Origin of the sequence: uncultured Paraglaciecola sp. (assembly GCF_913020055.1) — a bacterium.
GTDB lineage: Bacteria > Pseudomonadota > Gammaproteobacteria > Enterobacterales > Alteromonadaceae > Paraglaciecola.
In genome coordinates this window covers 1-19,660 of the sequence record NZ_CAJWCF010000043.1, presented here as the reverse complement: position 1 = coordinate 19,660, position 19,660 = coordinate 1, and the positions used below count along the sequence as shown (strand labels likewise).

Annotated in this window: 19 protein-coding genes; 9 read left to right on the top strand and 10 right to left on the bottom strand. The window is 40.4% G+C overall.

Annotated elements, in window-relative coordinates; genetic code table 11:
* Nucleotides 1–39 precede the first annotated feature (39 nt).
* The 8 genes from QZ488_RS10910 to QZ488_RS10875 all read right to left on the bottom strand — a co-directional run bounded on the left by QZ488_RS10910 (nucleotide 40) and on the right by QZ488_RS10875 (nucleotide 5,822).
* Nucleotides 40–606 carry a rhomboid family intramembrane serine protease gene (locus QZ488_RS10910; RefSeq protein WP_293748522.1) on the bottom strand — a complete coding sequence of 189 codons (567 nt, stop codon included), beginning with the start codon at nucleotides 604–606 and terminating at the stop codon, nucleotides 40–42.
* A 74-nt stretch (nucleotides 607–680) separates the two neighbouring features.
* Nucleotides 681–1,844: a glutathionylspermidine synthase family protein gene (locus tag QZ488_RS10905; protein ID WP_293748520.1), complete on the bottom strand. Its 1,164-nt coding sequence runs from the start codon at nucleotides 1,842–1,844 to the stop codon at nucleotides 681–683.
* A gap of 33 nt (nucleotides 1,845–1,877) precedes the next feature.
* Nucleotides 1,878–2,492 carry a DUF1190 family protein gene (locus QZ488_RS10900; RefSeq protein WP_293748518.1) on the bottom strand — a complete coding sequence of 205 codons (615 nt, stop codon included), beginning with the start codon at nucleotides 2,490–2,492 and terminating at the stop codon, nucleotides 1,878–1,880.
* A 9-nt stretch (nucleotides 2,493–2,501) separates the two neighbouring features.
* Nucleotides 2,502–2,918 (bottom strand): DUF350 domain-containing protein, encoded by a 417-nt coding sequence (locus QZ488_RS10895; protein WP_293748516.1) that lies wholly within the window; start codon nucleotides 2,916–2,918, stop codon nucleotides 2,502–2,504.
* A gap of 72 nt (nucleotides 2,919–2,990) precedes the next feature.
* Complete coding sequence (locus QZ488_RS10890; protein ID WP_293748514.1) at nucleotides 2,991–3,638, bottom strand: YjfK family protein; 648 nt, start codon at nucleotides 3,636–3,638, stop codon at nucleotides 2,991–2,993.
* On the bottom strand, nucleotides 3,631–4,689 hold the full coding sequence (locus tag QZ488_RS10885; RefSeq protein WP_293748512.1) for a potassium channel family protein: 1,059 nt from the start codon (nucleotides 4,687–4,689) through the stop codon (nucleotides 3,631–3,633). Before QZ488_RS10885 ends, QZ488_RS10890 begins: the two co-directional genes overlap by 8 nt.
* Before the next feature lie 33 nt (nucleotides 4,690–4,722).
* Entirely contained in the window at nucleotides 4,723–5,403 is a 681-nt protein-coding gene (locus tag QZ488_RS10880) for a PspA/IM30 family protein (RefSeq protein WP_293748510.1), read from the bottom strand.
* 29 nt (nucleotides 5,404–5,432) lie between these two features.
* Complete coding sequence (locus QZ488_RS10875; protein ID WP_293748508.1) at nucleotides 5,433–5,822, bottom strand: YjfI family protein; 390 nt, start codon at nucleotides 5,820–5,822, stop codon at nucleotides 5,433–5,435.
* 195 nt (nucleotides 5,823–6,017) lie between these two features.
* Here QZ488_RS10875 and QZ488_RS10870 point away from each other — a divergent pair, with 195 nt between their 5' ends.
* Nucleotides 6,018–6,323, top strand: coding sequence for a DUF6471 domain-containing protein (locus QZ488_RS10870; protein WP_293748506.1), 306 nt, complete (start codon nucleotides 6,018–6,020; stop codon nucleotides 6,321–6,323).
* A 410-nt stretch (nucleotides 6,324–6,733) separates the two neighbouring features.
* Nucleotides 6,734–7,780, top strand: a complete 1,047-nt coding sequence (gene queA / locus QZ488_RS10865) for a tRNA preQ1(34) S-adenosylmethionine ribosyltransferase-isomerase QueA (RefSeq protein WP_293748504.1) — start codon at nucleotides 6,734–6,736, stop codon at nucleotides 7,778–7,780.
* A 183-nt stretch (nucleotides 7,781–7,963) separates the two neighbouring features.
* On the opposite strand, the gene QZ488_RS10860 is transcribed toward queA, so the two are convergent.
* Nucleotides 7,964–9,649 carry a methyl-accepting chemotaxis protein gene (locus QZ488_RS10860; RefSeq protein WP_293748502.1) on the bottom strand — a complete coding sequence of 562 codons (1,686 nt, stop codon included), beginning with the start codon at nucleotides 9,647–9,649 and terminating at the stop codon, nucleotides 7,964–7,966.
* Between the two features lie 879 nt (nucleotides 9,650–10,528).
* Here QZ488_RS10860 and QZ488_RS10855 point away from each other — a divergent pair.
* Both QZ488_RS10855 and QZ488_RS10850 read left to right on the top strand, forming a co-directional pair.
* Complete coding sequence (locus tag QZ488_RS10855) at nucleotides 10,529–10,723, top strand: hypothetical protein (protein WP_293748500.1); 195 nt, start codon at nucleotides 10,529–10,531, stop codon at nucleotides 10,721–10,723.
* Nucleotides 10,724–11,038: 315 nt separating this feature from the next.
* Complete coding sequence (locus QZ488_RS10850) at nucleotides 11,039–11,179, top strand: hypothetical protein (RefSeq protein ID WP_293748498.1); 141 nt, start codon at nucleotides 11,039–11,041, stop codon at nucleotides 11,177–11,179.
* A gap of 56 nt (nucleotides 11,180–11,235) precedes the next feature.
* Here the strand turns inward: QZ488_RS10850 and QZ488_RS10845 are convergent, their stop codons facing one another.
* Nucleotides 11,236–12,342 carry a hypothetical protein gene (locus QZ488_RS10845; protein ID WP_293748496.1) on the bottom strand — a complete coding sequence of 369 codons (1,107 nt, stop codon included), beginning with the start codon at nucleotides 12,340–12,342 and terminating at the stop codon, nucleotides 11,236–11,238.
* 353 nt (nucleotides 12,343–12,695) lie between these two features.
* Between QZ488_RS10845 and tgt the strand changes: the two genes are divergently transcribed.
* The 5 genes from tgt to QZ488_RS10820 all read left to right on the top strand — a co-directional run.
* Nucleotides 12,696–13,814, top strand: a complete 1,119-nt coding sequence (gene tgt, locus QZ488_RS10840; RefSeq protein ID WP_293748494.1) for a tRNA guanosine(34) transglycosylase Tgt — start codon at nucleotides 12,696–12,698, stop codon at nucleotides 13,812–13,814.
* A gap of 43 nt (nucleotides 13,815–13,857) precedes the next feature.
* Nucleotides 13,858–14,193, top strand: coding sequence for a preprotein translocase subunit YajC (gene yajC / locus QZ488_RS10835; protein ID WP_007625453.1), 336 nt, complete (start codon nucleotides 13,858–13,860; stop codon nucleotides 14,191–14,193).
* Nucleotides 14,194–14,255: 62 nt separating this feature from the next.
* Complete coding sequence (secD, locus tag QZ488_RS10830) at nucleotides 14,256–16,100, top strand: protein translocase subunit SecD (RefSeq protein ID WP_293748489.1); 1,845 nt, start codon at nucleotides 14,256–14,258, stop codon at nucleotides 16,098–16,100.
* Between the two features lie 10 nt (nucleotides 16,101–16,110).
* Nucleotides 16,111–17,052: a protein translocase subunit SecF gene (gene secF, locus QZ488_RS10825; RefSeq protein ID WP_293748487.1), complete on the top strand. Its 942-nt coding sequence runs from the start codon at nucleotides 16,111–16,113 to the stop codon at nucleotides 17,050–17,052.
* Nucleotides 17,053–17,212: 160 nt separating this feature from the next.
* Nucleotides 17,213–19,660, top strand: a 2,448-nt coding sequence (locus QZ488_RS10820) for an insulinase family protein (RefSeq protein ID WP_293748485.1), incomplete at its 3' end; no start/stop codon positions are given.

Genomic DNA, 19,660 nt, shown 5'->3' with positions numbered 1-19,660 from the left:
CATCTGATTGCTTGAGGACATTGTATTCGCATTCTAAGTTTAGAGCGAAGGTTTTGCCCATAATTTTGCTGCGGCTAATCCAGCGATAAAACCAAATAAGTGAGATTCCCAAGAGACAAAAGGGCTAGAGGGTAAAACACCCCAAATCAGTCCACCGTAAAAAAATGCGACTAACACTGAAATAATGATGAGTTTAAATTTGCCGCTTAAGAATCCGGCCAAAACTAAATAACCAAAATAACCATAAATTACACCACTTACACCTATGTGAGTAGCAGGTCTAGCGAATAACCAAACCAATAAACCTGTGGTGAGCATGATCCATAGTGTGACTTGTAAATAGCGCTTTAAGCCATATTGCAGCAGTAAATAACTGAATATACACAGCGGTATTATATTCGAAAAATAATGTTGCAAACTGCCATGCACAAAAGGCCCTAATATAATGCCTTTAAGTCCAGGCACATAACGAGGAATGGTGCCTAGTTGACTGAGCATACGTCCGGTGAACAAGTTGATTACTTCAATCACACTAAACAAAACAAAAATGGCTAGCACTAAACGAATATGTTGATTGTGATTTAAAGGTTTGATGATGGAATTCATTATTAAAATAATACGCAGTGGAAACCAATGAATGAAGTGTGACTGATAAACTTCACAATAGTCATGTCAAATTGTCACAAAATAATATGCGGTAAATATCGTGACATATCTTGGGTGATGGCCGATGAATCTTCTCTTACCGAAATACCTGCCGCTTGATCATTTACTAACCACGAACCTATCAAAGTATGATTATTGCCAAACTTTGGGAGGGGATAATATGCCTGATAAATAAAGCCTTCTTGACCGTAAGGCCCATCTGCATGTAATACTGTTTTACCATTCTCAATCACGCTTATATTGGCGCCTTCGCGAGAGAAAATGGGTTTTTTTACCAATTTTGTTTCTGTTGCTTTGGCTAATTCATCTTCGAAATAGGCAGGTAATAAATTTGGATGATTGGGGAATAATTTCCATAACATTGGCATTAATGCTTTGTTAGATAAAATGGACTTCCAGATTGGCTCTAGCCAATTCACTTGTGCGCGTTCAATCGACTGACCAAACTCTTCCCGTTGCATAAACTCCCAAGGATATAATTTAAATAGAGTTTGGATTTTGTTGTTTTGTAAATCACTAAAGCTGCCACACTCTGCGAGGCCAATATCTTCAATAAATACGAAGTCATCGCTTAAACCTGATTCTTTGGCGCAATCTTGCAAATACTGGACTGTGCCACGGTCTTCATCGGTATCTTGGCAACAGGCAAAGTGCATCTGGTTAATATTGTAATGTTTGCCAATAGCACCTAATCGTTGAACTAACTTTTCTTGCAATGAATTGAATTGATCGGCTTGTTTTGCAATCTTTCCTGCATTGACTTGTTCTTCTAACCATAACCACTGCCAAAATCCAGATTCATACAAAGAGGTAGGTGTATCCGCATTGTTCTCGTATAACTTAACCGGGCCTTGCCCATGATAAGCAAAGTCCAAGCGTGAATAGAGGCTAGGATCTTGCTGTTTCCACGAGTCAGCAATTTGTTGCCAAAAGTGTTGAGGGATTTGGAATTTTTCTAATAACTCTTCAGACTTGACAACTTTATCTACCACCGCCAAACACATTTGATGAATGTCTTCAGTGGGTTGTTCTAAGTCTTGTTCAATTTGTTCCAGCGAAAATTGATAATAAGCCGATTCATCCCAGTAAGCTTCACCATGCATGGTATGGAATTTAAAGCCGAATTCTTCGGCTTTTCTTTTCCAATTAGCACGTTCATCAATGCTAACTCTTAGCATAATTGAGTTACAACAGCGCGTATTAGGTTGGTCTTAACCACCCCAACCACCTTTTTTAGAGCTGCTGCCCCAATTAGATTTGGCTCTTACGCTACTACCAAAACCACCACGGCTCATGGTTTTACTCACGGTTGGTTTAGGTTTTAAGGCCTTTTCGCTAACACGCATATTGCGGCGACGTTGATCACCAAAATCATAACCATCAGCTCCAATCCATCTATTCCGATAGGGTGAATAGCGAGAATATGAAGTAAACATGGGCTGCGAGTAATATCCTCTTGGCGACATCAAATTACTTAACATGTAGCCGGCCATGAAGGGCATAAAAAACGAACTTGATCCCTGCTGCACAACTCGGCATTGGTTGTTACCAAATTCAGACTCACAATCTCTCTGAGAATTGTATTTGGGTCCTGTGCGTTCTGCTTCTTGTACTGCATCTTCATATGCTGTTTTACATTTCTCAGCAAATTCAGGATTAGCGTTAGTACACTCATCGACGCTAGTGAATACCGTTGCTTCTTGTTTGTCACCACAAGCGGAAAGTAAAATCGCGGTGACACCTAAAGCTAAAGGTTTAACACTAAAACTCTTACGCATACTGGCAAGATTGATTGACTGTGAACGTTTGGTTTTATTGGATTGCATAGGGCTCTCCTAATAACTCATACAAGCAGCGTTAAGCAGCCCAACAGAAATAGATACCGCTGCTAAAATAGTACCTGCTGATATTTCATTATTATCAATTCTTTCGGCTATTTTGGGCATAAAGGTAAAACGTAGCAAAGCAAAGGCAAATGATTGCGCAATAATGGCCACCACGCCCCACACTACAAAATCAATTAAAAATTCTGAGTTGGCCACGGCACCCGCTAAGGCGATACTAAAACCTATCATAGCGCCACCAAACCCTATAGCTGCGGCTTGATTTTTATCTTCCTTAACCAATTTCCACTCATCATGGGGCGTCACAAAGGCGTACACCACTTTGAACACGAACAACAACAAAATTGACACTGCAAAATACAGGGCAAAATTGCCTAAACCTGATATTGAATTTAATATTGCGTCCATTATTTATCCTTTCTTTTAATGAGTGGTATCTACGTGAGCGAACGATACGCTTTAATCGTTCAACGCTAGCCGTTAGCCGTTAATCGTTATATCAGCTTGGCCAATATTAAAGCCAGTGCTGATCACTAAACAACGGTCAAAATTGTTATTAATTAATTTTTCTTCTGCGGTTACCAGCAAAGTTTCTGTTTCGTCGCCTGAAAGCTGACGTTCATACAACATCACAAATTGATCGGTTTCGCTAGTATCACCGTCTTCTTCATAGGTTTTTTCGGTCATCGCAACTGGTGGTGATTCATCACCTACTGCATCCCATACTCGTTGATATTCAGCATCTTCAAGTTGATAAGTGGGTTTAGATATACCCGTAGCAATAGTTTGTTTCCATTGCTCTTGTGAACCTATGGTTTTAGTCTCATAAAAGTACCAGAGTTTGACATCGGTTATATGATTTTCTGTATCACCACCATCTAATATCACTTGCAAAAAAGCATCATCATCGGTGTAAAAACGCAGGATTTTGCCACCCGTATCTAGATTTACTTCACCTACAGCTTGAATTAGGTGCTGACTAGCGGCCTTTTCAATCATCAATTCCGGTTCCATTAAGCGTAATTTAAGAGGGTCGAGTTCGAATGAACCGCCTAAGTAAAGCCCCATGATTTCAGGTGCCTTAGGTTTAGTTACGGTTTCTTTTTTACCAAATAATTTGCTAAACACTTTCTGCCTCCACAAAATCAGCCCAGTTTAGTTTGGTTATTCTTTTGTCGGCGATGTAGAAAATTTTATCTCCAGATGAAAGCGTTAAGTTGAGATCTGGGTTGACCTGTATATTTAACTTTTCATTGGCCTTAGACATGCCTATTAAAGTCGCACGATATTTACGTTTAAGAGTTTCAAAAATATTATCAATTTTCAGTGAAGAAATATGTTCTGGGATCATAACTGAATATTGCGCTTGTCCATGATTGATATCTAGAAGATCGTGGTGTAACAAGCTTGAACCAGGGTCAAACGCTGATTTGGCCAACATTTCTACCGCAACACTAGGGGTACACTCTACGTTAGGGCAATGTTTTTGCAGTAAACCCACTAAACTTTCGTCGTTGAAGTAAGCCACCATTTGCGCATTTGGATTACGCTGACTGCAATACAGTGCGGTGGTCATTGTTAGATCATCTTCAGGGTTGTCCATTAACACCACGCGGGCTTTGTCCACACAGGCTCGGTCCATATCAACGTCGTTGCTAAAAGTGGTAACTTTGACAAACTCAATATGGTCTGGGAGTGGATTAGTGATATCTGCTCTGACACAGAGCACTATTGTGGGATCATCCTCTATGGAGGCACGCTCTCGGATTAATAGCTCTAATAAACGAATAGTCCGGTGACCATTCCAACCCAGCACAAGAATATGATCTTCAATGTCTAAATTTTTCAAACCCCTTGCTCCTTTTTGCCATTGATTAGATACCCAACTTGCCACGCGTCCTAAGACCAGTGCGAAAATACTCAGACCGAGTGGAATAATGTAAAAGGATACTAAGTATTTTCCTGCAGTGGTGCTAGGTGATAAATCACCATAGCCAACTGTTGAGCCAGTAACAACCAACCAATAAATGAAATCTACTGAGTGAGTGAGTGTTTCTTCACCCGCCAGACTTAATAAAACCCAACTTGTAAACCCATAAAAAAGAAGCGCCAGTACAATACTGTACCAGCGCATCTCGGCAAACACTCGACTCAACATCTTGCGTAATTTTGGAAACATCGTTTGCCTTATTTCACTTCAAAAGCCAATGAATTATTTGCCTAATATACGGCTAAGTTCGTCATCTGCTGATGCATTGCCGCCAGCTATACCAGCTTCGGCTAAACGTTTGCTTAAATCATCACTCGACTCTTCGGTGGCTAATTCTTCCGCAGCTTGTAATTCAGCATTACGCAAGTTTTGTTTATCTTGAATACGAGACAAAGACTCAGTCGCCGTTTTCATTTTGCTGTTAGCACCTAAATGGCGTGATGACACTGCAACCTGTGCTTTTTGTACAGATTCAGTTGCCTTTACCATATCAACCTGCTGCTCTAAACGTTTAAGGTTTGATTTAGCTTGGTTGATATTAGTCGCTAGTTGTTTTTCTGACTGTTTAAACTGATCAAGGTACTTCTGTTCACCGTCTTGTTCAGCACGCAAATCACCCACCTTTTGTGCACAATCCAAGGCTAATTGACGATCTGTGTCTACTGCCTTGCGGGCATGGGCTTCATATTGCTCAACAGAAGCTTGCAAACTATCTACTTTTTGTTGGGCTAATTTACACTTGGCCAATATTTGCGTTCTGGCATGATCCGACTTACGAAGCTCGTCTTTGGCTTCGCGAATTTCTTGCTCAAGAATACGAATGGCCTGACTATCAGCTACAGATTGTGCCGCTTCAGTTGCTCCGCCTTTAACAGCAGTGATTAATTTTCTCCAAACTGACATATTCTTTCTCCTAATTAATACAGTAAGCGTTATTTCAAATGGTCTTCATAAGCATCTAAAAATGCTTCGACATTTTGAAACAGGGTAGTTAGCTCAATCATCACACTCTCAGCTTTGGACTGTGAACTGAGTGAACCAAACGCTGTGTAATATTCGTCACCAGCAACTTGCGATATACCGACAGTTGTAAGCGGGAATATCATGTGTGTTTTTAAAATTTCTTCATTTAACACGGCACAATCTTTGACTTCAGTCTTGGCAAATAATAGTGATTCAACCAATATTTGTTCACCACTAATGGCTAACCAAGCGTCTATTCCGTCACTGTTTGCTACTAGCAAACAATTTTCTTCTTTAGTCACAACCAAATCTTGGTTGTCTGCTAAAAGGGTCTCAAGTTGGTTAAGATCCCAAGTCATGGCTACTCTCCTGTAAGGCTGATGACTAAGCTCGTGGCTTTCATGTAATTCAAAGATGTTAGCCATCAGTGATATTACGTGTCACAGTTTAGTCAGTTTAAAGTTAATATGTCAAATTATATTTTTCAACATTTGATATTTATATGTTTTAAATGTAAATTATAATTCACGTTTGGTTAATTGGTAAACTTGCATATGTCCAACAATAAAGATGAAACAACGAACAGTACAGTACCATCGCTTGCTGCCGATTGGCGACAACTGGTTCAGCGTTTACTCAAGGCTGAAATGTCAAAGCGTGGTACTAAATACCAAGATCTTAGCGACAGACTATCTAATATAGGGATACATCAAAGCGCAGACAACCTAAGAAATAAAGTCAACAAGGGCATTATGGGTGCAGATTTGTTGTTACAAATCATGTATGTGTTAAATATGCGCAAGATTGAGCGAGATGAAATCATCGACATTTTTGCTGATTTAGGTAGCCCATTAGAATAAAACTAATTGGGTTCTAGTTTGAAGTCTAGTTGACACACTGGCTACGGGAGGTTGCTTAATGACCAAAGCAAAGCATACCCCTGAAAGTCCAAAGGGTTGTATTGTCCATTAGGTATCCAATGCAATTGACAATCACAGTACTAAAGCAATGGTAACGACCCCGCGAAATTCCTCACACCATGACTAAGCACGAATGTAAAACCCAGTTTATTTTCAGACAAAAAAAAGCCCGGCTACATTGAATCAATGAACCGGGCAAAGAACAGTTTTGGGAGAAAACGTCAATAATCTAACTGTGGGATAAGCATAATTCAGTTGGATTTATGTGCAATACAATTAGGGTATGCAGAGTTGATTGCAGGTATTAAAAAATATACGTAAACTAAGCTGCAAATAAAGTAGAGACCACTATGAAACTATCTGATTTCCAATTCGAACTGCCAGAAAACCTTATCGCCCGTTATCCTACTGAAAAGCGCAGTAGTAGCCGCTTAATGCACCTTAGCGGCAATAACGGTGAGGTCTCACAAAAACAATTTGCAGATATTGTCGATTTAATCGATCAAGGCGATTTACTTATTTTTAATAATACCCGAGTGATCCCTGCAAGGTTATTAGGTCAAAAAGAATCGGGCGGCAAAGTCGAAGTGTTAATAGAGCGGGTGTTGGATGAACATCGAGTGTTGGCGCATGTTAGGGCCAGTAAATCACCCAAAGTAGGCAGTAAATTAGTACTTGAAGGCTCTGTACATGCAGAAATGATAGCCCGGCACGATGCTTTATTTGAGCTGAAATTTTTGAATAATGAACCTGTTTTAGAGTTACTTGAACAATTTGGGCATATGCCATTGCCACCTTATATTGATCGTCCCGACGAGGACTCAGACAAAGAACGTTATCAAACTGTTTACAATAAAGTGCCTGGTGCAGTCGCTGCTCCAACAGCCGGTTTGCATTTTGATGAACACATTCTGCAGCAACTAAAAGACAAAGGTGTAAAAAGTGAATATGTGACTTTGCATGTAGGTGCCGGTACATTTCAACCTGTGCGAGTCGATAATATTCTCGAACACCAAATGCATTCTGAATACGCAGAAGTATCACAACAAGTGGTTGATGCCATTTTAGCTACCAAGGCCGCGGGTAAAAGGGTTATTGCAGTTGGCACAACATCGGTGCGTTCGATTGAATCGGCAGCACAAGCGGCACTTAAGGCAGGAACTGAACTGGCTCCCTTTCTTTCAGATACCGATATTTTTATCTACCCTGGTTATGAGTTTCAACTGGTTGATGCGATGTTAACCAACTTCCATTTATCCGAATCTACCTTGTTAATGTTAGTTAGCGCTTTTTGTGGCAAAGAAAATATCGAAAACGCATACCAACAGGCTATTGAACAAGAGTATCGTTTTTTTAGTTACGGTGATGCGATGTTTTTGGAGAAAAAAGAAGAATAATATTTGTATCTTGGATGCCAGTTGCACCATGCAGTAAGACTGAGCTAAAAATTAACTCAGTGATTTTCATGTAAAGTGTTTTATGGCAGTGAAGTTTTGAATAACATTAACTTACGATTGCACTATCTGCAGTAATAACATTTGAAAGCGTTAGCAAATGGTCCTATAAAGCTGCGTTACTTGTCATGAGCGTAATTTGAATTTCGATAACATTGTTTTTAGTTGCACTGCTTGTTGAGATAATTGCTCTGAAGCCGCGGAACTTTCCATTGCAGCATCATTATTTTTCTGAGTTACAATCCCTATCTCTACCAACCCTTTATTAATCGATTCTGCACCAATGGCTTGTTCGTTACTGGCATTGGCGATTTCTGCTACAAGTCCTGAACTTTTACTTATAATTTCGAATATGTTCTTTAAACTTTCTGATGTCTCATTTGCGATGGCACTGCCGTTCTCAGTTTTTGATACAGAGCCGGCAATTAACTTCGACGTCTCTATCGCTGCATTGGTGCTTCTTGCGGCTAAATTGCGTACCTCATCTGCGACTACTGCAAATCCTCGTCCTTGCTCACCTGCTCTGGCAGCCTCTATCGCTGCATTAAGGGCCAATAAATTGGTTTGAGCAGCTATCTCATCAATAGTACTAATAAAACCAGATATGCTCTTACTGGCTTCTGATATTTCTGACATAGCTACAACCATATCATTCATTTTATTACTACCTTCACTTGCAGCATTTTGTGCTAAACCCGCTAGTTCACTTGCTTGCGCTGCATTTTTGGCATTTGTGTTACTTTGCTCACTCAGTTCGTTTAGAGAAACGACAATAGTATCTAAGTTAGTAGACTGGCTTGACGCTCCAGCTGACAACGCTGTACTGGTAGCTGAAACACTATTGCTACCGTCGGAGATTTCATTACTTATTATTTGCGTTTGGTAGAGCGTCTCATTTAAATTTTCTTTCATATCTTTTAATGCGATCCCGAGCAAATCTTTGTCTGACGCCAAAACAACTGGTGTATTTAATTCTCCAGCTGCAATCAGTTCAGCTAAAACAATTTTTTCTTTTAGGGAGGCAACCATTGCTTTCATTTGAGCGAATACTCCTACGTCAGAGGTACTGCTTGATAAATCTAAAGTGAGGTCTCCGTTTGCTACATATTGTGCAATTTTCGCTATGTAAGAGGGCTCTCCGCCCAATAAATTCATAATATGTCGAGTAAGCATCAGGGCAACCGCAATCCCTATGGTTATCGCTAATAATGTGCCAAAAATAGTGAAGTTAAGCACTACTGACTTTATGCTTGACATTGACTCTGACCGCACAATCAGTAATTGCTTTTCTCTATCTTTGAAGGTCTTTATTTGAGTCCTAAATTTATCAAAGTATTGTTTACCTTGTGCCTGACCGACTAAATTGGCTATGTCGTTCATGGATACGGTATCACCGACCTGGCGCCGCATGTCAATTTGTTCCTGCACAACCTTGGTTAACCAAGTATCAATGGTGGACTCTATTTCTTTTAATAGTGCGACTTGCGCCGGATTATCTGACACAGTCTTTGAAAGTTCCCTTATTAAAGTATGGAAACGGGTCTTTCCATTCTTATATGGGTCGAGAAACTGTTCTTGCCCCGCCAATAAAAAGCCTCGCATGCCGGTTTCCATATCTACGGCTGCTGCTTCTATTTGTGATGCAGTATCAAGTACCTTGTGAGTATGTTCTACCCAGACAACCTCTGACGCGAGAGATTTGATGCTAAAATAAACCACCATACAGACGACAAGCATTAACGACAATACCAAGCCATAACCTGCGAGTATTTTGGATCTGAAGGATAGGTTGGTTAACAGGCTGTTTAGCATAGAGTAATCCTATTTTGAATTATAAAAGGTTACGAATTTTTTACAAAATAAGACCATTTTTTAATGATAGTGAAATTATATGTAAACACAGCCTACATTCTTCTCTTAAATCAATCCATGCAATTTAAATAGAATTGGGGTTCACACCAAGTGTTGCACTCTTTTCGCCAAATCATTCTTACACGAAGTAAAACACAATTAGAACTTAAAAGTGGAGAAGTGAGACTAAAGTATTAGGAAAATTTACCGCCGCATAACCTGCGGGGTTAGGTTCGCTGAAACGTATCATTTGCCACCAAGTATACCGTTCAACCCGTTAAGTTACTTAGTCCGCTTTGGGCGTGCTGCCGTCATTTCGCATAACTGCCATTACTTGAATTATTCAAAATATTAGCACCCTCTTAATAACGCAAATTAATCGACCTTGTCGATATCAGCTTTGGTGTTCGTAAAGAGTCAGAGTATTCAAAGCACGAGATATCTGGGATAGGCTTCAAGTTAGTCAATCACACATCCTTGATTATAAGCACTCAATCTCGACGTCCTTGTCTAGATGCTCAACTGGGCGAAGCCGTGCTTCTAAATAGTCCAGTTTCGCCTATAAAGTTTCAGCATAAAATGGCTTATTCTTGGGGCAAATGACAGGGAAGTCATTTGAGTGGAGCTTGAAGGGATACATTCGTAACAACGCATGAATAAGCCATTTTATGCGGTTAAAAACTTTGGTAGCGAGCGGCGTTTTCTGGATACTCTTTTTCGCTGTTGACCATATTTACTGGATAAATATGGAACAGCTTCAACTGGCCTGAAAGGTAAAGTGCATGGACGCACTTTATAAAAAGAGTATCTGGCTTGAAGGGATTCAAGACAAAAACCATCATGGATGATGGCGCGAAGCGTGCTTTTGGTTTTTTATTTGAAGATAAAGCATTCGCTAATGCTTACTGCCTTCCGTGGCAGGTTTCTCACAGAATCCCTTCTGTGCGACCTACTTTTTTGCTACAGCCAAAAAAAGTAGGCAAAAAAGGCCGCTCGCCAAACTATGTTCTTTATCCAATTATTTCTGAGATTTAGCAGGTCGTCGTAATGTGCTCCCGGCACTCTACGACTCAATTTACATCCATGTAAATTGACCTACTAAATCTCAGAAATATTTGGCGAACATAAATGCGAGAGTAGATTAAAAGACAAAAGCATCGGCTTCGCCGATTATAATCTTTGGTGGCTCCGCCACTGCTCTTCCGCTTTTAAGTTTCAGCATAAAAAAGGCTTGTTTTAGGGGCAAATGGCATGGATGCCATTTGAGTGGAAGTTGGAGGGACACATTTGAAACGACCTTAAAATAAGTCTTTTTGTGCGGTTAAAAACTTTGGCTGCGGCGGCTTCTTTTTGGTTACTTTATTCTTAGCTGTTGAAGAAAAAGTAACTGGCTTGAAGGGATTCAAGACAAAAACCATCATGGATGATGGCGCGCAGCGTGCTTTTGGCTCTCAAATATCGTATTTACTAGCTTCGACTGAATGGGCGTAAAGCCCATCCGAACTTACATACGCAGTATTGGTAATAGCCATCCTCAATGGCGACTATTACTCAGGAGAACTATCAACTTCCACATGTGGCTCAACATCAGAAAAATTCCCCACACAAGGGCCAACACTAAACTGGTAACCCAAATCGGAATCGTCTGCACTCACCAACAAAAGTAAGTTTTCATCAATCGGTAAACTACGTTGTTCAGGGGCTTTTTTACAAGCTGACTTAGGATAAGTTTCAAAATGAAAAATAAAGCCTGCAATGAGTTTGTCTAACCATTTTATCTGACCATCTTCGTCAACAGGTATGTTGTATGGGCGATTAAAAACAGAGAAGGTGATCATTTTTGTGTCTGTGTCTGTGTCATTGGTCTGTATATCGTCGTTAAGTTTTTTTGCTTCCTCACTTTCGATATCAGAGTTTGCTTGATTAATTAATGCAATGGGGCGTTCAAATAGTTCTATTTGTTTGGCATAAGGTGTGGCGATGAAAAAAATCGAGATGATCACATAAGGTATTAATACCAGTCTGAGTATCATGGTAATAAAAACAAATACTTTATCTTCCCAATGTACTTTGACTTTTACTCTTATTAGGCGCAACAAGATGCCTAATACTAACCAAAGATTACCGGCTATTAGGGCCGCAGAAAAAAATATGATGGAACTCATTAATAACCAAAATGGCAACATGATTAAGGTGGCAAATCCTAAGGTAAAAACAAAAGGTCCAGGTTCGATACCAGTAATCACATTGATTTTTAGAGCCGATACGGCCAAGGCAAAGTTAGCCGTGGCGGCATACAAAACTAAGATCAAACCTTTACCCAACATATGTTCCCAAAGTCGATTAAACACATGCCATAACTCTCTAACAAGACCCACGCCTGCAAGCGCCCCTACCCATAATAATTCAGAGGGCTCTTCGACGTCTTGCTCGGCATGTACCAAGAGCAACAAAAAAGCCAGAAGGTACATCCATTGAGAGAGTGTGAGCAGTGAGAACTTTTTACGCAAGGACTGTATTATTTTAGTTGGTAAGCGTAGCCAACTTATCATTTGAGTAGGCAAGCGTAGCCAACTCTTCTGAAAAAAAGTACTAGGTTTGACTTCTGGCACTTCTTCAGTGGATTCAAAATTCTCTAACTGATTGTCTGACAAGTGATTTCGCCGTTTTAAAAGGTTAGTTTTGCAAAGATGAGACCCAATATAATGGATTTTCCTGCACTATGTTAGAGGGATGTTGTGGATGTTCTTTGGCTTAAAGTGTTTGCACTATTTTGCAGGTCGAGCTGGTTACAAACTTGAACAAAGTATCTATCTATTGGTATCAGTGACAAGTGAGGCTCAAATTAAGCGTGATAAGTTTTCAAACCTCTGACTGATTCGTATATAATCCCGCATCGTTTTTAAGCATGGCTTGTTAACTAGGGTTTTGCATACAGATTATGTTTGCGCTCAATAACAAGCGAATTTCGCCATCGGACTGTTTTCCGGTAAGCAGAGATAAATAAATGAAATTTGAATTAGATAATACAGATGGAAAGGCTCGCCGTGGCCGTTTGGTGTTTGACCGAGGTGTGGTAGAAACGCCAGCTTTTATGCCTGTAGGTACATACGGTACAGTGAAAGGCATGACACCTGAAGAGTTAGACGAAACAGGTGCACATATCTGTTTAGGCAATACTTTTCATTTAATGTTACGTCCAGGTACTGAAATAATTAAGCAACACGGTGATTTGCATGACTTTATGCACTGGGATAAGCCTATTTTGACTGACTCAGGTGGCTTTCAAGTATTTAGCTTGGGTGACTTGCGCAAGATAACCGAAGAAGGTGTGACGTTTCGCTCACCTATCAATGGCGAAAAAATTCTTTTAACACCAGAAAAATCCATGCAGGTACAACGTGATTTAGGTTCAGATATCGTGATGATCTTTGACGAATGTACGCCTTATCCGGCTACTGAGAGCGAAGCTCGGGTGTCTATGGAGTTGTCTCTACGCTGGGCAAAGCGTAGCAAAACGGAACATGGTGATAACCCATCAGCATTGTTTGGCATTATTCAAGGTGGCATGTACGAAGATTTACGTGATGTATCCTTGGCTGGTTTAGAAGACATAGGATTTGATGGTTATGCCATAGGTGGCTTGTCAGTAGGCGAACCTAAAGACGAAATGATTAAAGTGCTGGATCATACCACCGATCAAATACCTGCAGACAAACCTCGTTATTTAATGGGCGTAGGTAAACCAGAAGATATCGTCGAAGCGGTGCGCCGTGGTATTGATATGTTCGATTGTGTTATGCCAACGCGTAATGCGCGTAATGGACACATGTTTATTACCAGCGGTGTTGTTAAAATACGGAACGCGGTTCATAAAACGGATACCGGCCCTTTAGACGAAAAATGTGATTGTTACACTTGTAAAAACTATTCTCGGTCATATCTACATCACTTGGATAAATGTAATGAGATACTTGGCGCACGCTTAAATACGATCCATAACTTGCGTTATTACCAACGTATTATGCAAGGTTTGCGAGATGCCATTGCCGCTAACGAACTCGATGCTTTTGTCACCGAATTTTACGCACAAAAAGATATGCCAGTGCCTCAGTTGAAAGACTAGCTGGTATTAACATAATTAAAATTTACAAAAATTAGGGGAAATTATGAGTTTATTTATATCCAATGCTTACGCACAAGATGCTGGTGGGGCCGCTGGTGGCGGTTTTGAAATGTTGATCATGCTGGGTGTGTTTGGTTTGATTTTCTACTTCATGCTTTATCGTCCACAAGCTAAACGTGTTAAAGATCACAAAAACTTGGTTACCTCGTTAGGTAAAGGTGATGAAGTGCTGACGCAAGGTGGCATGGTTGGTAAAATTGTTAAGGTGTCTGATGAAAAAGATTTCATCGAAATTGCTTTGAATGACACTACCAACATCGTTATCCAAAAATCAGCCGTTTCAGCGGTCTTGCCTAAAGGCACAATGAAAGCCATCTAAATGTAGATGACAAATAGGGGCGTTTCAGCCCCTTTTTATTGGAAGAATGGAAGGAAATTCTTGTGTTAAATCAAACTCCGCTATGGAAGTACTTAATGGTGATCTTTGTGGTCAGCCTATGTGCTTTATATGCCTCCCCCAATTTGTATGGCGAAGATCATGCCGTACAAATATCTGCGGGTAAAAATGCTGTTGTAAATGCAGCGGTTGTTGAAAAAGTCACCGCTGAGTTGGCTGCTGCCAATATCACTAGTAAAAGTATAGTGTTAGAAAACGAACAGATACTCGTTCGATTGGATGATTCTGATACCCAATTGATTGCTCGTGAAAAAATTGAAAAAGCCTTAGGCGATGATTATTTTGTCGCCATGAATTTAGCTCCCGACACACCTGCTTGGCTAGAAAATTTGGGTGGCACACCAATGAAACTTGGTCTTGACTTACGTGGTGGTGTGCACTTTCTAATGGAAGTGGACATGAAATCTGCCTTGTCTAAGACTCTAGAGGATATGGTAGGTGATTTTCGTACCGCATTACGTGAAGAAGGTATTCGTTATCGCACAGTGAAACAACTGGACGATGGGGTCGAGATATTTTTTCGTGACCAAGAAACTTTAGATAAAGCAGAGTTTTTCCTTAAAAACCGTAATCGAGACTTCGTTTTTGTTGAAAGAAGTGGGTTAGTTATCTTTGCTAGTATGTCTGAGCAAAAACTTGCTGAAACACGTGATTATGCCGTTAAACAAAACATCACCATTATTCGTAACCGAGTTAATCAACTGGGTGTGGCTGAGCCTACCGTGCAAAAGCAAGGGCCAGACCGGATAGTTGTACAATTACCGGGTATCCAAGATACAGCAAAAGCCAAAGAAATTTTGAATGCCACGGCTACTCTGGAATACCGCGAAGTTGACCTTGAACATGATGTACGTGATGCCATCAATGGTCGTGTGCCAGCCGGTTCTGAATTGTTACCTTATGACAAAGGCGGCCCTCAATTACTTAAGAAAAAAGTCATTGTTGCCGGTAGTTCAATCATCGATGCAAACAGTGGTGTAGATCAATACGGTAGTCCTAAGGTATCCATTTCACTGGATTCCAAAGGTGGCGCCAAGATGCTTAATTTCACTAAACGCGCAGTGGGTAAACCCATGGCTGTGGTGTTTATTGAGTTTAAATCCACGGGTGAGCGAGATGCCGATGATAAACTTATCTTTGAAGAAGAAAGACGCGTCATAAGTGTTGCCACTATTAACGGGGTATTTAGTAACCAGTTTGAAACAACAGGATTAGACTCCCCTCAAGAAGCATACGACTTGGCGTTATTGCTAAGAGCCGGTGCGCTGATTGCGCCTATTCAAATTATTGAAGAGCGCACAGTCGGCCCAAGCCTAGGTCAAGAAAACATCGATTTGGGTACTCAAGCGATTATTTGGGGCTTTGTTGCGGTACTTATATTCATGCTGATTTATTATAAGAAGTTTGGTTTTGTTGCCAACATTGCACTGACACTCAACTTAGTCATGATTATTGGCATTATGTCGATGATCCCTGGGGCCACACTGAGCTTACCTGGTATGGCTGGGATCGTGTTAACTGTAGGTATGGCAGTTGATGCCAACGTACTTATATTTGAACGAATACGTGAAGAAATCAAAGACGGACGAAGCCCCCAGCAGGCTATCCATCATGGTTATGATAGTGCGTTTTCCACTATATTAGACGCCAACATCACTACCTTTTTGGTAGGTTTGATTTTGTTTGCAGTAGGTACAGGTCCGATTAAAGGTTTTTCTATTACCTTAATGATTGGAATTATCACTTCAATGTTCACTGCGATCATTGTGACTCGAGTCATCGTTAATGCATGGTGGGGCGGAAAACGTCTGACCAAGTTGTCAATCTAGGAGCACCAACATGCAAATTTTAAATATGAAAGAGACCATCGCTTTTATGTCGCTGAGAAAACCAGCGGCAATATTGTCTATATTTCTAATTATCGGTTCGCTGACATCTTTGGCCATCAACCAATTGAATTGGGGGCTCGATTTTACTGGAGGTACCCAAATTGAAGTGGGATATGGGCAAACTGCAGATTTAGTGCAAATTCGCAAACAATTAGAAGCATCTGACTTTCACGATTCTGTTGTACAGAACTTTGGCAGTAGCCAAGACGTACTAATCAGATTAGTTTCTCGGGAAGGTGTGAAGTCTTCTGAACTAGGTGATGCGGCATTAAAAGCACTTAAACAAGCAGATAGCAGTGCAGAAATGCGCGGCAGCTCTTATGTTAGTTCAAGCGTAGGTGAAGAGCTTACTGAACAAGGCGGACTGGCTATGTTAGTTGCTTTGATCTGTATCCTTATTTATGTAGCACTGCGTTTTGAATGGCGTTTTGCTTTAGGTTCAGTTGCCGCTCTAACTCATGATGTGATCCTGACTTTGGGTTTATTCTCGGTATTAGGTTTAGAGTTTGATTTAACCGTATTGGCGGCTGTTTTGGCGGTAATTGGTTATTCACTAAATGATACAATCGTGGTGTGTGACCGTATTCGTGAGAACTTCCGTAAAATACGCAAGGGCGAAGCTGAAGAAATTATCAATACTTCTTTAACGCAAACCTTAAATCGAACTATCGTCACGTCTTTGACTACCATATTGGTATTGCTTTCTTTGTTCTTTTTAGGTGGAGCGACTATTCATGGATTTGCCACCGCCTTGTTGTTTGGTGTGGTAATTGGTACTTATTCTTCAATTTATGTTGCCAGTTTGGTTGCACTTACATTAGGTATCAGCAAAGAAGACCTAATGCCAACTGAAATAGAAAAAGAAGGCGCTGACCAAGACCCAGTGGCTTAAGTTAACTAACTTCATCGTATTTAAAAAAACCAGCACTAAGTGCTGGTTTTTTTATTCTGAATAAACACATTTTCTAACAGTCTTTTATACCTATTTATTGCTACTAATAGGGTATATTTTCACACTGTAAATTTTTAAAGTATTAACATCAGGAATTTTTATGATTTTATCGACCGGGCGCAACACCACTCTTGTCCTTTGGATTAGCGCTAGTTTATTACTGAATGCTTGCGGTTCAACTGACACTAACAAGTCCGTCACTATATCCACTGAACCCGAACCGCAAAATGAAATCGTAAAAAGTCCTATTGATAACCGAGAATACGCTTCTATTATTTTAGACAATCAGCTAGAAGTCATGCTGGTATCAGATCCCAGCATCGAAAAGTCAGCTGCTGCCTTAAGTGTGGCTGTCGGATCTTTACAAGAGCCCAAAGAATTTGGTGGCTTGGCCCATTACCTAGAGCATATGTTGTTTTTGGGCACTAAAAGTTATCCCACTGTAGGTGATTATAGTGAGTTTGTGAGCCGCAATGGCGGTACTCAAAATGCCTATACTGAGCTCGATCATACTAACTATATGGTGGCAGTAAACAATGACGCCTATGAAGATGCGTTGTCGCGATTTAGTGGTTTTTTCTACGAAGCTATTTTAGACGAAAGTTATGCAGATAAAGAACGTAATGCAGTACATTCCGAATGGAGCATGAAAGGCCCGAATGATTGGGTTATTTTGCAGCAACTCAACGGTTCTACTCTGAACCCAGCGCATCCTATCTCACAATTTAATTGGGGTAATTTAGACTCGTTAGCTGATAAAGAAAATAACAAGCTACAGACTGCTTTAGTGCATATGTACAACACTTATTATTCTGCCAACCTAATGAAAGGCGCGATGATCAGTAACTTGCCAATCAGTGAGATGAAAAAACTGGCTGAGCAACATTTTGGTAAAATTCCGAATAAAAATACTCCTCGTCCGAAAATGACGGTAGCCGTAGCCAAACCAGAACATTTGAAAAAAGTAGTGCATTACATTCCGCAAACTGACATGAAACAATTGCGGATAAATTTTGTAATTGAAAATAATGCCCAACAATTCGCGGTTAAACCTAATGGTTATGTGAACTATTTACTCGCCAACGAAATGCCCGGCACCTTAGCATCTGCCTTGCGTGATGCTGGTTTAAGTGATGCGGTGTATTCTAATTTCGATGCCGATGAATACGGTAATGCAGGTAGTTTCACCTTATATATTGATTTAACTGAAACGGGCGTACAAAACCGCGACAAAGTGATGGGCGCAGTGTTGAAATATTTAGCATTGCTCAGGGATAAAGGGGTTAATCCTCGTTATTTCACTGAAATTAAACAGTCGCTAAGTAATAGTTTTCGCTTTAAAGAAAAAACCAACGATTATAGTTATGCGATGCAAATTGCCGCTAGTTTACAACATACACCAGCTGAATATGTATTAAGTAGTGCGTACGAATATCAACGTTTTAACCCTGAAGTGATCCAAGCAGTACTCGACCAATTGACCTTGGATAATGCGCGTATTTTCTACATAGATAAACAGCAACCTGGCGAACAAGAGATGCAATATTTCGCTGGTAATTACAGCGTGCATGAAATCAGTGCTGAGTTAGAGCTGAAGTGGCAACAAAATACTGAACAGTTCGCCTTATCCCTTCCACGAGCCAACGGTTTGATGCCTGAGAGTTTTGATTTAGTCTCTGCCAAACATATCAATAAACCTACGCAATTAGTCTCGGAACAGGGCCATACAGCGCACTTAGGCCATTCTGCATTGTTTAAACAACCCAAGGGCAGGGTAACTCTTGATTTAAACAGCGGTTTGACCAAAGCCTCTGCAAAAAATCATGTATTGGCCAACTTATTGGACCGTGGCTTAGGCCAACAGTTGACTGAGCTTCAATCTGAAGCAGGGGCTGCGGGCATGGGACTAGGCGCTAATTTGTCTAATGGTTTGTCACTTACGGCCAGTGGATTTACTGATAAACAAGGCCTTTTGTTAGCTAGCGCGCTAAAACAAATTGTAGAATTTGATATCAGTGAAGATGAATTAGCCAACCTTAAAGCGAGTTTTAAGTCAGACATTGAAAGTAGTAAACGCCAAATTTTACTCAACCAATTATTTCCTAAGTTTACTCGAGTGGTGCAATTAGATGAATTTAGCGACCAAGCACTACTGGCTGAAGTTGACCGTATTTCCCCCTCGGATATTAAGTTATTTAGAGATCAATTGTTAAGACAGGCTAATTTACAGGTATTTGCATTTGGTAATTATTCTGAGCAACATATTAACGAGTTATCCAATCTAGTTTTGCAGCAACTACCTGAAGAACGTGAAGTAGCAAAGGTTTATCAAACACCTTTATTGCATGTGCCAGCAGGGAAAATCTATAACTGGCAAGAAAATATTGAAATGACTGACATAGGATTAATTGATGCTTATTTGGCCCCGCGAAACGATGCTGACTTAGCTGCGGCAAGAGTGTTATCACAACTTATTCGCCCTGCTTTGTTTAAACAAATTAGAACAGAAGAACAACTTGCTTATGCCGTTGGTTTTTTTGGGCAAACA